Origin of the sequence: Psychrobacillus antarcticus (assembly GCF_029533155.1) — a bacterium.
Taxonomy (GTDB): Bacteria; Bacillota; Bacilli; order Bacillales_A; family Planococcaceae; genus Psychrobacillus; species Psychrobacillus antarcticus.
Genome location: NZ_JAIZDB010000002.1, coordinates 66,041 through 78,875, shown reverse-complemented (window position 1 = coordinate 78,875; position 12,835 = coordinate 66,041). Strand labels below are relative to the sequence as shown.

Annotated in this window: 17 protein-coding genes; all 17 read right to left on the bottom strand. The window is 36.2% G+C overall.

Features of this window, described 5'->3' with window-relative positions:
• Nucleotides 1–22 precede the first annotated feature (22 nt).
• On the bottom strand, nucleotides 23–1,108 hold the full coding sequence (gene flhB, locus LDK52_RS01465; protein ID WP_277584177.1) for a flagellar biosynthesis protein FlhB: 1,086 nt from the start codon (nucleotides 1,106–1,108) through the stop codon (nucleotides 23–25).
• A 1-nt stretch (nucleotide 1,109) separates the two neighbouring features.
• A complete protein-coding gene (gene fliR / locus LDK52_RS01460) occupies nucleotides 1,110–1,886 on the bottom strand; it encodes a flagellar biosynthetic protein FliR (protein ID WP_277584176.1) in 777 nt (258 codons plus the stop codon).
• A 4-nt stretch (nucleotides 1,887–1,890) separates the two neighbouring features.
• On the bottom strand, nucleotides 1,891–2,160 hold the full coding sequence (gene fliQ, locus LDK52_RS01455; protein ID WP_277584175.1) for a flagellar biosynthesis protein FliQ: 270 nt from the start codon (nucleotides 2,158–2,160) through the stop codon (nucleotides 1,891–1,893).
• A 12-nt stretch (nucleotides 2,161–2,172) separates the two neighbouring features.
• A complete protein-coding gene (gene fliP, locus LDK52_RS01450) occupies nucleotides 2,173–2,838 on the bottom strand; it encodes a flagellar type III secretion system pore protein FliP (RefSeq protein ID WP_277584174.1) in 666 nt (221 codons plus the stop codon).
• Nucleotides 2,831–3,520: a flagellar biosynthetic protein FliO gene (locus tag LDK52_RS01445; RefSeq protein ID WP_277584173.1), complete on the bottom strand. Its 690-nt coding sequence runs from the start codon at nucleotides 3,518–3,520 to the stop codon at nucleotides 2,831–2,833. Before LDK52_RS01445 ends, fliP begins: the two co-directional genes overlap by 8 nt.
• A 7-nt stretch (nucleotides 3,521–3,527) precedes the next feature.
• Nucleotides 3,528–3,890, bottom strand: a complete 363-nt coding sequence (locus tag LDK52_RS01440) for a response regulator (protein WP_277584172.1) — start codon at nucleotides 3,888–3,890, stop codon at nucleotides 3,528–3,530.
• A 19-nt stretch (nucleotides 3,891–3,909) separates the two neighbouring features.
• Entirely contained in the window at nucleotides 3,910–5,082 is a 1,173-nt protein-coding gene (fliY, locus tag LDK52_RS01435) for a flagellar motor switch phosphatase FliY (RefSeq protein ID WP_277584299.1), read from the bottom strand.
• The gene (gene fliM, locus LDK52_RS01430) at nucleotides 5,075–6,073 is read right to left on the bottom strand and encodes a flagellar motor switch protein FliM (protein WP_277584171.1); all 999 of its coding nucleotides are present in this window, start codon (nucleotides 6,071–6,073) and stop codon (nucleotides 5,075–5,077) included. The genes fliY and fliM overlap by 8 nt, the downstream gene beginning before the upstream one ends.
• Nucleotides 6,074–6,102: 29 nt before the next feature.
• Nucleotides 6,103–6,534: a flagellar basal body-associated protein FliL gene (fliL, locus tag LDK52_RS01425; protein ID WP_277584170.1), complete on the bottom strand. Its 432-nt coding sequence runs from the start codon at nucleotides 6,532–6,534 to the stop codon at nucleotides 6,103–6,105.
• Nucleotides 6,524–6,745, bottom strand: a complete 222-nt coding sequence (locus tag LDK52_RS01420) for a flagellar FlbD family protein (protein WP_277584169.1) — start codon at nucleotides 6,743–6,745, stop codon at nucleotides 6,524–6,526. The genes fliL and LDK52_RS01420 overlap by 11 nt, the downstream gene beginning before the upstream one ends.
• A 68-nt stretch (nucleotides 6,746–6,813) precedes the next feature.
• Entirely contained in the window at nucleotides 6,814–8,070 is a 1,257-nt protein-coding gene (locus LDK52_RS01415) for a flagellar hook-basal body complex protein (protein WP_277584168.1), read from the bottom strand.
• An 84-nt stretch (nucleotides 8,071–8,154) separates the two neighbouring features.
• Complete coding sequence (locus tag LDK52_RS01410) at nucleotides 8,155–8,535, bottom strand: TIGR02530 family flagellar biosynthesis protein (protein WP_277584167.1); 381 nt, start codon at nucleotides 8,533–8,535, stop codon at nucleotides 8,155–8,157.
• 15 nt (nucleotides 8,536–8,550) lie between these two features.
• Nucleotides 8,551–9,192, bottom strand: a complete 642-nt coding sequence (flgD, locus tag LDK52_RS01405; protein ID WP_277584166.1) for a flagellar hook assembly protein FlgD — start codon at nucleotides 9,190–9,192, stop codon at nucleotides 8,551–8,553.
• Nucleotides 9,193–9,195: 3 nt separating this feature from the next.
• The gene (locus tag LDK52_RS01400; RefSeq protein WP_277584165.1) at nucleotides 9,196–10,419 is read right to left on the bottom strand and encodes a flagellar hook-length control protein FliK; all 1,224 of its coding nucleotides are present in this window, start codon (nucleotides 10,417–10,419) and stop codon (nucleotides 9,196–9,198) included.
• A 33-nt stretch (nucleotides 10,420–10,452) separates the two neighbouring features.
• Nucleotides 10,453–11,052: a MotE family protein gene (locus LDK52_RS01395; protein ID WP_277584164.1), complete on the bottom strand. Its 600-nt coding sequence runs from the start codon at nucleotides 11,050–11,052 to the stop codon at nucleotides 10,453–10,455.
• Between the two features lie 8 nt (nucleotides 11,053–11,060).
• Nucleotides 11,061–11,510: a flagellar export protein FliJ gene (fliJ, locus tag LDK52_RS01390; protein ID WP_277584163.1), complete on the bottom strand. Its 450-nt coding sequence runs from the start codon at nucleotides 11,508–11,510 to the stop codon at nucleotides 11,061–11,063.
• The gene (gene fliI / locus LDK52_RS01385; RefSeq protein ID WP_277584162.1) at nucleotides 11,510–12,832 is read right to left on the bottom strand and encodes a flagellar protein export ATPase FliI; all 1,323 of its coding nucleotides are present in this window, start codon (nucleotides 12,830–12,832) and stop codon (nucleotides 11,510–11,512) included. The genes fliJ and fliI overlap by 1 nt, the downstream gene beginning before the upstream one ends.
• Between the last annotated feature and the right edge of the window lie 3 nt (nucleotides 12,833–12,835).

The following is a 12,835-nucleotide window of genomic DNA, read 5'->3' as shown; positions in this document are numbered from 1 at the left end:
CTTCCACCTCTATCTTTGCCATTTATATTTTTTGTTTAATACGATATACATAAGCTAAAACCTCTGCAATTGCTTTGAAAAATTCGTCTGGAATTCGTTCACCAATTTCTACTTGGTCATACATCGAACGAGCAAGTGGTCTATTTTCTACCATGACGACATTATTTTCCTTCGCAATTAACTTGATCTTTTGTGCAACAAAATCTGCACCTTTTGCGACTACAGTTGGAGCATCCATTGATTCATCATCGTATTTTAAAGCAATAGCAAAGTGTGTAGGATTCGTTATCACTACATCCGCTGTAGGTATTTCCTGCATCATGCGACGCATCGCCATCTCGCGTTGTCTCTGCCTTATACGTGACTTAATAATTGGATCCCCATCCGAGTTTTTATGTTCATCTTTAATGTCTTGCTTAGACATTTTAAGATTTTTTTCATAATCAAACTTCTGATAAAAGAAATCTAGAACCGAAATTAATAATAATACACAAGAAGCAGCAATACCCATCGTTGCAGTTAACCAACCAACAGTAGCCAGCGTATCCCATGCTGTCTTAAACGATAGTGCGAGCACTTGATCCAAGTTAGTCCACAATATTAAAGTAGTTACAGAACCAATAAATGAAATTTTTAGAATAGATTTTAATAGCTCTATAATTGCTTTAAGCGAAAAGATCCTTTTGAGACCTTTTATAGGATCAATCTTTTTCAAATCAAACTTCAATGGCTCTGTCGTAAACAGTAATCCAAACTGAAAGAAGTTTGCGGCTATAGCGGCTACCACAGCAACTAGCATAATTGGCAATAAAATGAGAGCCATTTCAAGTAGCGTATCTTTATAAATGACTAATGCAGTTTCGATTGTCATTGTTTCTATTAACATATACTTAGTAAACGTCACGTTGAAAAATGAAAAAAACTTCGTTCTAAAAAAACTAGCAAAGAAAAATAGAAAGACAAAAACGGAGAGGAGTACAATCGCACTTGTCACATCGGGACTCTTTAATACTTGTCCTTTTTTACGAGAGTCTTGTCTCTTTTTAGGAGTAGCTTTTTCGGTTTTTTCTCCCGCAAAATACTGGAGATCTAAGCGTAGAGTAATCATATTAGCCACCACCTAAAATTATCATTAAATCACGCATAGCAATAACTAAAATTTCAAACATTTTTTGTACTACTGCCATTAGCACCCCCATCATAACGAAGAGAACTAAAAAGCCTACACCAATTTTTATCGGATATCCTATCACGAAGATATTCAACTGAGGTACTGTTCTTGCAGTAATACCAAGGGCTACATCCACTAGAAAAAGCGTAGCGACAATTGGTATGGACATTTGAAATGCAACGGCAAAAACACCAGCAAAAGTTTTCATGATGAATTCTACGTAATTTTCTTGCCCAAACGCTGGCCAAATCATCTCCATCGGCATAAATTGATAGCTATAGAAAATACCATCTAACAATAAATGATGTCCATTTAAAGCTAATAATAGTAACAAAGCTAACGTATTTAAAAATTGACCGATTAACGGGCTTTGAGCACCAGTCTGTGGATCAATAACATTGGCCATTGCAAACCCCATCTGAAAGTCTATAAATCCACCTGCAATTTGAACAGCAGACATGATGATATACGCGAGTAACCCTATAAATAATCCGAAAATAACTTCTTTTAGAATTAGAAGAATATATTCACCATTTATGTCAAATGGTTCTACATCGAGTGTATAATACATCATCCAGGAAAGCACTACAGCAAAGGCTACCCGATGGGATGCTGGTATTGTTCGATGCGAAAATAATGGTAATACTATAAAAAACGCAGAAACACGAGCAATAATTAGTAATAATACAGTTAAACTTGGTAGAATTGCATCCATTGTATCAACCAATGTATCGTATTAAATTTCCAAAAATATCTGCTGCATATGAAGTTACTTGAGAAAGCATCCAAGGACCAAAGAAAACAATTCCTAATAGTACAGCAATAATTTTCGGTACGAACGCAAGTGTTTGTTCTTGGATTTGCGTCGTGGCTTGGAAAATACTCACTGCAAGGCCTGTTACTAAAGCAACCAAAAGAAGAGGACCTGATGCAAGAAGAATGACCCAAATTGCTCGTTCTGCAATTGAAATTACCATTTCATTATTCAATACGATCAGCTCCTAAAAACTTTGTAGTATAGACTTCATTACTAAATACCATCCATCTACTAATACAAATAATAGTATTTTAAAAGGTAGAGAGATCATAACTGGCGGTAACATCATCATACCCATTGACATCAGTACACTCGCCACGATCATATCAATAACTAAAAAAGGGATAAAAATCATAAATCCAATTTGGAATGCTGTTTTAATTTCACTAAGGGCAAAAGCAGGTACCATAACCGTTAAGGATATATCCTCTATTGTTTCTGGTCTTTCTGCTTTAGAATAACTTAAGAAAAGTTCCAAATCTTTTTGCCTTGTGTGCTTACTCATAAACTCTTTAAACGGACCACTAGCATTTTCGTACGCTTCTTCTAAAGTAATCTCTTCATCAAACAAAGGTGTTAAAGCATCTTCATTTACTTGTTGAAATGTTGGTGCCATGATGAAAAAAGTTAAAAATAGCGCTAACCCAACAATCACTTGGTTCGGTGGCATTTGGTTTGTAGCAAGTGCTGTCCGAACAAACGATAATATGATGATTATCCTAGTAAAGGACGTCATTAATATTAAAATACTAGGAGCTAAAGATAAGACAGTTAGCAATAGCATTAATTTTATAGATGTGGCAAGATTTGTTGGGTCGCTGTCCGAGAAAAACTGGACAAATTCATTCATTGTTATCGCGCTCCTTCGTCTTCCAATCCTTTAATACATTACTACGGTCTTTTTGAATTTCTTGTAATTTTTTCTGAAAGGTTTCATCAAATGAAAGTTCCTTCCCCTCACTCTTCGACTTAGAAGTTCCTTTCTCTTTCAAACGACCTATTAGCTCAGATATGTACGGAATACTTTTTCCAATGTCTACTTTTTCTTCATATTTTTTTGTAAGTTTTTCTATTTCTTCTGGATCGTTTATTTCTTTTAATAATGTAATATCTTCCCCTATACCAACTAAGAATATAGAATTACCTACTTGCATTAGCTGTAACGATTTTCCTTGTCCAACTCCAACCCCACCTAGATTTTGAATAAGTTGATTGGTCTGAAAGCTCTTGTTTCTGCTATTTACAAAACGAAGTAATCCATAAAGTAACGCAATAACAAACAAAAGAGCAAAAATCATTTTAATATAATCCATTGCTGTAACAGAAACACCCACAGAAACGGGTTCTTCTGTCGTTTCTGGAGTTTCTTCTACATTAACTTCTGACTCTTTTTCGTTATTTTTATTATTGTTTGATTTATTATAATATTCTTCTATACTTTCATTCGCATCAACTTCAGCCTTTACATCTAGCTGAATACCAAATGTTAATAATAGGAGTACACTTAATACTACGAGGTTGTATTTCCTCATCATGTCATTACCCTAAAGCTTTGGAAATTGCTTCAATTACACGATCAGCTTGGAAAGGCTTTACGATGAAGTCTTTTGCTCCAGCTTGGATTGCATCAATTACCATAGCTTGTTGTCCCATTGCTGAACACATAATGATCGTCGCATTCGGATGTTTTGCTTTAATCTCTTTTAAGGCAGTAATTCCATCCATTTCTGGCATGGTAATATCCATCGTTACTAAATCCGGTTTAAGCTCATTGTACTTTTCAATTGCTTGAACTCCATCTGCCGCTTCTCCTACTACTTCAAAACCATTTTTGCTCAAAATATCTTTAATCATCATTCTCATAAATGCTGCATCATCTACTATTAAAATTCTCTTCGACATAATATGTTTCCTCCAATGCTTATCTTAAATTATTTATACGATCTGCTTTACTTAAAATATCTGTAATTCGGACACCAAAGTTTTCATCAATAACAACGACTTCTCCTTTGGCAACATGTCGATTGTTGACGAGAATATCAACAGGTTCCCCAGCTAATTTGTCGAGTTCAATGATGGAACCACTTGTTAGTTCCAAAATCTCTTTTACAGTTCTCTTAGTACGACCTAATTCTACTGTTACTTGGAGAGGAATATCGAGTAGTAAATCTAAATTTCTAGATTCATTTTGCGATAAACTTGGTGCTTCAAAGCTTGCAAATTGTGCTTGCTGTACTTCCACTTGTGGCGCTTGTGGTCGTGTTTGCTGCTGACTATATTGCATAGGAGCATCCGTTTGCATGGCAGGTGCTTGTTGAGTTTGCATAGAAGGTTGTTGTTGAACAGGTGCTTGATACACCTTTTCTTCCGTAATAGTAGCAGCTACCTCTGGTTCGTCTCCTCCTATTAATGATTTCACTAAGTTAAGGCCAAATTCTAATGGCAATAGTTGCATGATATTAGAATCTATTAATTCCCCAATTTTAAGACGGAAAGATATTTTAATAAGTAGTTCATCTTCCGGAATAGCATCTGTTCCTTCTCCTTGTAATAGATCCAAAAGATCGATGGTAGGTGGGGAAATATCTACTTTTTTATTGAAAACCGTAGACATGGACGTAGCTGCTGAACCCATCATTTGATTCATCGCTTCTTGAACTGCACTCAACTGAATTTCGCTAAGATCGGGATGTGGATTTAAACCATCTCCACCAAGCATTAAGTCTGCAATTATGGCAGCATCTGACTGTTTGATAACGAGAAGATTCATACCGATTAGTCCAGACGTATAATGTACTTGCACCGCTACATATGGATGTGGAAACTCTTCTTTTAATTTTCTACGGTTAATCATACTAATATTCGGTGTAGTAATATCTACTTTTTTTCCTAAAAGAGAAGATAGGGCTGTAGCTGAACTACCAAATGAAATGTTACCGATTTCTCCGAGTGTATCTTGAGCAAATGCATCTAAATAGTCTTCTACATTTATGTCTTCCGTTTCTTTTTCTTTTTCTTTTGTGCCTTCCTCATCTATATTCGTTCCTCTAAGGAGGGCCTCAATTTCTTCTTGGGAGAGCATATCATCACTCATCATCATCCTCTCCTCCTTTCACAGTTTCAATGACTTGGACAGCCATTCGTTTTTTTAGTTTACCAGGTTGACCAGTGAATTTAGGAATACCGCCAACTTTAACAGTTAGAGGATCATCAATTTTAGTGTTTAATTGAATGACGTCTCCTAATTGTAGGTACAGTAGATCTTCTACCGATATATCGGTTGTCCCAATCTCTGCGACGATAGGAATTTCAGCTGCATTCACACGTTTTTTCAGAACCGCTAATTGTTCGGGTGATACTTCCTTTTTATTTGTTTGCATCCAGTAACGTACTGATAAGTTAGGAACTATTGGTTCCAACACTACGTGCGGAATACAAATATTAATCATCCCACTTGTTTCACCAATAATAGTATTAAATGAAATAACAACTACAGTTTCATTTGGAGAAATCATTTGTAAAAATTGTGGATTCACTTCAAGCTCTGTAAGTATCGGGTCAATATCCGCAATATTTATCCAAGCTTCCCGTAGGTTATCAAAGGAACGTTCAAATAAACTCATCATAATCTTCGTTTCAATTTCCGTTAGATTATCCACTTTTGTATGTGCTTGTCCTTTACCACCCATCAATAAATCTAACATGGAATACGCAATATTCGGATTAATTTCCATTAGAATATTGCCTTCTAACGGTGGAACCTCAAACACATTGATCAATGTCATATGTGGTACTGAACGAATAAACTCTTCAAAAGGTATTTGATCGACTGACACGACTGATATTTGCACATACGTTCTTAACTGGGCAGAAAAAAATGTAGTTAATAGACGAGCAAAATTTTCATGGATTCTCGTTAAGCTTCGAATCTGATCTTTTGAAAAGCGAAGTGCTCTTTTAAAGTCATACGTTCTTACTTTTCTAGCCTCTTGTTCACTTTTCATTTCATCTGCTGTCATTTCACCTGTTGAAAGTGCACTTAACAACGCATCTATTTCTGATTGAGATAATATATCTCCTGCCAATCTGCCCACCTCCATTTAAAAAAGATTACTTATTGAATAATATAAGAAGTTATATAAACTTGTTGAACATCTCCATTATCCATTAGCTCACCAATTTTTGTTTTAAGCGCTGACTCAAACATCGCTTTACCCTCTTTCCCATCTAACTCTTCGGGGGTCATTTCAGATAGTTCCGTAATGACAATATTCTTCACTTGGAAATCCCGTTTAGTTAACTCTTCAGCAGCCTCTTTACTATCCGTTTGAATCTTTAAAGATATGCGGATAAATTTACTCGACGCTAGATTAGTAGTTATTTCTGGTATATCTACGGAGGATTCGATAATTTCATCAATTGTCGGCCCTTCAGTTTCATCTGTCTTATTTAACTGCATAACGATAAGCAAAGCCACAACTCCAACTAATGTAATCGAAACTAAAATAATAAGCATAATGGTTAATAGTTTATTTTTACTCTTCATTCTGTTCACCTCTTATGTGCGGGTTCGATAGTATATGTATTTCTTTGTAAAACTGAGAAATTTTGAGGAACACTTCTTCCCTAGATTCCAACGCTACATATTTATTACCATTTGTGAGTGTAATCGTCGTATCTGGAAAAGACTCCACTGTCTCTATGTACAGAGCATTTAACGAAAACTCCTTACCGTTCAAACGAGTTAGATTAATCATAATGAAGGGCCGGGACCATATAGGAACGGCCCAACCCTCCCTTTTAAATAAATTTTAAGTTTAATAGATTAACGTTTTAAGTTGATTAATTCTTCTAAAATTGAATCCGAAGTCGTGATGATACGAGTATTCGCTTGGAATCCACGTTGTGCAACGATCATGTCTGTGAATTCTTCAGAAAGGTCAACGTTGGACATTTCTAGGAAACCAGAGTTTATAGTACCCATACCTGATTCATTTGCAGTCTGAAGAATTGGTTCACCTGAATTCGATGTATCTTTGAAATAGTTGGAACCGACTTTTTCCATACCACCTGTATTTGGGAATTTAGCAAGTACAAGTTGACCAGCCCAACGCAATGTTCCTTCTTTGTCAACAAACGTTACTGTACCATCTTGTCCAACATTCATACTTTGTGCATCTGTTGGTATTTTGATTGGTCGATATTCACCATCAACAGTAAGAGATGTATCAGGTAAATAACTGCCAGCTATATCAAGACTACCTGAGATTTCAGGATTTCTAATTACATTTGAAGGTTCGGGATTAATTAGATTAGCCACAGCAGCTTCTTTAACAGATAATGCAGTGGCTGAAGCTTCCGCAGTTTTACCAGCCGTATCAGCTGCCAATCCTAAACCTACTGTCATATCTTTTGAAAGTTTTAAAGCATCTTCTGCCGCAGTAAGAGCAGTTTGAAGAGGAGCGTCACTTGGTTTAGCTGCCAGGGCTGCTTTCGCAGTTGCAACAGCCCCTTCTTTCACTTTTACATCATCTGCATAAGTTTTTGCAGCAGATGCAGCTAATTTTGCATCAGCGGCGGATTTTGTTGCCGTAGTTACAACATCAGCTTGGGCAGCTTTAAGTTTTGTTTGATCTACTTTAGTAACTCCACCAACTAAAAACTTCCCATCTCCATTTACTAAATATCCTTCATTATCCATATAGAAGTTACCAGCACGAGTATAGAGGGGATTAACAAATCCATCACGATTAGCATTTGTAGAATCAGCTACTTGGAAAAATCCATCTCCTGAAATTGCTAAGTCAAGTGTATTACCCGTAGACTGCAATGCTCCGCCAGAGTGAATAGTATCTATAGCGGCTAATTGCGACCCTAATCCTACTTGTTTCGCATTAACACCACCAGTTGAAGCAGTTGCACCTGAAGCACCAGAGGTAGTTTGTGAAATCAAGTCTTTAAATACTGTACGACCCTTTTTAAATCCGTAAGTGTTAACGTTTGAGATATTATTACCTATTACATCCAGTTTTGTTTGGAAGTTTTTTAAACCTGAAATACCTGAGTACATTGAACGAATCATTTAATTTGTTCTCCCTTCGATTTGTGTGCTAGCTTCAATCAGTCGGCTGCACATAGCATCCTTTACAGGTCCTGCTATTATTTGTTAGTTCAGTACAATCGTACCGTCAATATTGGTAAATAGTTGGTCTTTCGCTTCCGTGCGATTCATCGCAGTAATGACAGTGGAATTTTTTGCACTGACGATTAATGCTGCTTGGTCCATCAATACTAATGAGTCGTTCACACCTTTTGCGCGTGCTTCTGAAACTTTTTCACTTACTAATTGCCATTCTGCATCTGAGATATAAATATTTCTATCTTGTAAACGTTGGTTTGCATGTTTACTTATCTTTAATTCTGTTTGGATAGATGCTTCATGTAAATGCTGTAAGAAAGATTGTTTTGGTGAAGCTACTTGGTTTGATGTGAATGGTTGACGGATTTTTGTTTGCAGCGGAACACGATTTACCGAAAGATTGTCCATTGCAAGTCTCCGTTCTTATTGGATAGATATAAACTGGTCGGCTTTGATCGACACGTCTCCACCTAAATTATATACAATACTTCCATCTTTTTTTGAAACTGATTGTACTATTCCTGAGCTTACCGTATCGCCATTTTGATAACCTACCGTTTTACCAATTAGCATGCTAGCTTCTACTAAACTATTGGAATTAGAACTACCCGATAATACTTCTGAAATATTTCCAGGGCTTATCTTCTTTCCATCTGCTAACGTGAATTCCACGCTTCCATCTACAAATTTAATACCAGTAATAGATCCAGCACCTTCATTTGTTATCGGCTTTCCACTAGCATCTAATTTATCTGTAAGTTCATGCCACTTTACTTCTTTGCCTACAAAGTTACTGAATTCGATCATTTGACTTTGTTGTTGTACACCTGCAAATTCTTCAAAGGCTTTCGTTAAGTTAGTCATTTGTTCTAAAGATGAAAACTGCGCCATTTGTGAGATGAATTGTGCATCATCCATCGGTTTTGTTGGATCCTGATTTTGCAGTTGTGTCATAAGGATTTTTAAAAACGCATCTTTCCCTAATTCGCTACTACCAGTGGTTTTTGTTGCTGTCGCTTTGTTAGACAAATACATATCTTTAGTAATTGGGGTCAAATCTGCCATCTGTTAAACCTCCATATCTGTTAAGAAATCGTCGAAGGAAATTGGTTCTTCCTGACTTTCTATATTAGCCTCTTCTTTAGCTTGCTCTTGCTGTTGTTGTTTAAAAGATTGTTGGAAATTTTGATGCTTCTCTTGTCTCACTGAGTCTTGTAATGCTTGTGTAATCTCTAACTTTTCTAGTTGAATGTTTTGTCCAGCAAAACCTTGTCTCAATTGACTCGAGTTAGAATCCAGCATTTCTTTACCTAATGCCGTTGATGCTAGTATTTTAGCGGTCAACATCCCATCTTTTTGAATCAATTCAATTCGAATGGTACCCAGATGCTCGGGAAATAGTTTAAGAACGAGTCTATTTGCTCCACCTGCTTGTCCAAACTGCACACGGTTCATTACCTTTTGCAATTCTTTTACGAATTCTTCTGACTGTGCAGCCTTTTCAGTTGGTAGTGTTATGGAAACTGATTCTACTTTAGTTTGAATAACTGTAGTAGTACCACCTTGTACATTTGATGTAATTTCTTTTGTTTCAGTAACTAGCTCTGGTTGAACAGAGTGAGTAGTCTGTTTAACTACCATTTGAGTTTGAATAATCGGTTGCTTTAATAATTGTGGTGAGGAAGATGTTTCATTTGTAGCGACTTTGCCTACGGTTTCCTTCACATTCTCCAGCAATTGCTTAAGATCAAAAAGTGTGGATTCTTCTTTGATTGTTAAATCTGATTTGTTTCCTATTAATTGAACCGTTTTTAATAACTCCACAGCTTGCTTAGCATCCGCTGGACTGCTCGGTCCTTGTCCTTTTAGGGAAGAAATGATTGAATCTATTATTTTAGTTGCTTGTTCATTTATACCTGCTAGTAAATCCCAAACATTCGATTCTATTATTTCTTTATTAGGGTCTGTATTTACAAGTGTTTGATCACTATCCACACCTAATAATTTATCTAAAAGCCCTTTTAATTCCTTAGGATTAACAGTTAACTCTGCTGAATCTATTAATGATTCAAGTTCCTCTATTGAAGTTACATTAAGAATTGCGAGCAAATCTTGTAGTACATTTCCTTCAGAGTTAACTTGTGGTGCAGTAATTGGTTGTATTTGTGAATTGGATAAGATTTGTCCAAATACAGAACCGAACTTTTGACTGTTATTCATATTCGTTTGCATTTTACTACTTGTTTGAGTAGTAACACTAACATTTGTATTTACTGCCATAGCGATATTCATGTTTGTTTTCACCTCCCTTCAAAAAATAGAGTATTATTGTTTCGTCATTAATTCTGTATACTTGGCAGCATCCGCTGGGGTCATTTTTTCATAGATGCTTGCTACAGTATCTGGTTTAAGACTAGTCAAAATGCGTAAAGCTTCTGCATCACTCATATTAATGATTACTGGTGCTGCTGTTTTTGCAGACATCTTTTCAAAGGTAGAAACAATTTCTGCATAATCTCGCTTGGAACTCTCTTGGTTTCTTGTTAATGTTGCAATTTCTTCTATTAATCTTTCTTGTTCTAATAAAAGTGCTTCCTTCTCCGTTGCAGATTTATCTAGTTCTGTTCGAACTTTGTCAATTTGAGCTTCTTTTTCTTGTATTTCCGCTTGTAAAGAGACAACTCGTTCTTCTAATACATCTGTTTTTTTGTCTTCTGTTAAAATTTGTTCCTCACCAAAACCAGTTATCTCTTTTCCTTTTTCAAAAACGTTTATATTTGCTATTTGAGCAATTACTAGTAAGAGAAGTAAAGCAAATAAAACAGGAATGATAAACCAATAAAATAACATTTTAATTTTACCTATACCTTTTGTTTCCCCATCTACTTGTTCCATGCCTTTATTTGTTTTGTTCCTTTTAGCCATGCTTTTACTCACCTAATCTCTTTGTTTTGAAACTTTAAAGAAGATATTTCATCTAATTGGATCGTTTCAAGTCTTTGTTGCTCTTGTTGAAACTGCTCTAAGTCTTTTTCTTGTATCTTTTCAAACTTTCTCACTTCTAATGATTTTTCTAGAAGTTTTTCTTCCACCCAATTCATTTTAGATCTGGCTTGAATGACTTCCTTTTGAACAACATCTATTCTTTTTTGTAGACCTTCAATATAGTGAGAGTAATGATGAATATTATCTACGGAAAGACCAGATACTAGCAGATTATTTTGGATGTCCACCGTATCTTCTTTTTTCTTCAACAAATTATATAGTTCTGTTGCAACTTTTTCGAAAGCTGATACGGATTCTTTGTAAGCCAACTCCGTTTCCGATTTTTGTTGTTCCCGAATCGTTAAAACTTTCGCAAATTTAAATTGATAAGCAACCATTAGGATACACCGCCTGATAATTTCACTAATTCATCTACAGAGGACTCCAAAGATACCTTATCCAAATATCCTTGTTTTAGAAAAGATGTTATTAAAGGTTCATACAGAATAGCTTCGTCGATTTCGCGAGATGTGCCACGTTTATACGCTCCAATATTGATCAGATCTTCTGATTTGTTGTACGTAAAATATAAATCCCGTAATCTTTCTGCAGCTTTCACATGTTTTTCATCTGAAATATGATTCATAAGTCGACTTATACTTTTTAACACATTAATAGCTGGATACTGCCCCTTGTTAGCGAGTGAGCGATCCAACACAATATGACCATCTAAAATACCACGAACAGTATCTGCTATTGGTTCATTCATATCGTCGCCATCAACTAATACAGTATAGAACGCAGTAATTGTACCAAATTCATTTGTACCTGTTCGCTCTAACAGCTTAGGTAAAATGGAAAATACCGATGGGGTATACCCTCTAGTAGCTGGAGGTTCTCCTACTGCAAGACCTACTTCCCGTTGTGCCATTGCTACACGAGTAACGGAATCCATCATAAGCATGACGTTTAATCCTTTATCACGGAAGTATTCTGCGATAGCTGTAGCTGTAAATGCACCTTTAATCCGCATTAATGCAGGCTGGTCAGAAGTAGCTGCTACAATAATCGATTTTTGTAATCCTTCTTTTCCCAAATCTCTTTCGATAAACTCTCGAACTTCTCTACCACGCTCCCCAATTAGGGCGATGACATTTAAATCTGCGTTAGTATTTCTAGCGATCATTCCAAGTAAAGTACTCTTCCCTACACCAGATCCTGCGAAAATACCTACCCTTTGACCTTTTCCGACGGTTAGCATACCATCGATTGCCTTTACACCTACTTCGATTTGCTCTTCTATAGGTGGTCTAGTCAAAGGATTTGGGGAATCTTTTTCGGTTCCAACTGTCATCAAACCTTTTGGTAAAACAGATCCATCAATTGGATTCCCCATTGAATCTAATACTCTTCCTATTAGTTCTGGACCTACCTTAATCTCTAACGGACTATTCGTCCCTTCCACTAAGCAACCTGTAGATATTTCTCTAATATTCGTATAGGGCATTAATACGACAATTTCTTCCTTAAAACCAACGACCTCTGCAAGAATAACGGAAGCTCCAGTTTTGGCTGAGTTTATATGGATTTTACAAACATCTCCAACTGAACTTTCAGGACCCTGTGATTCAATCATTAATCCAACAACTCGACTAACTCGACCATATTTTTTAAAGGTAGGTATGTTCGAAACTTGTTGAATCAAATCTACTGCTTTCATCAC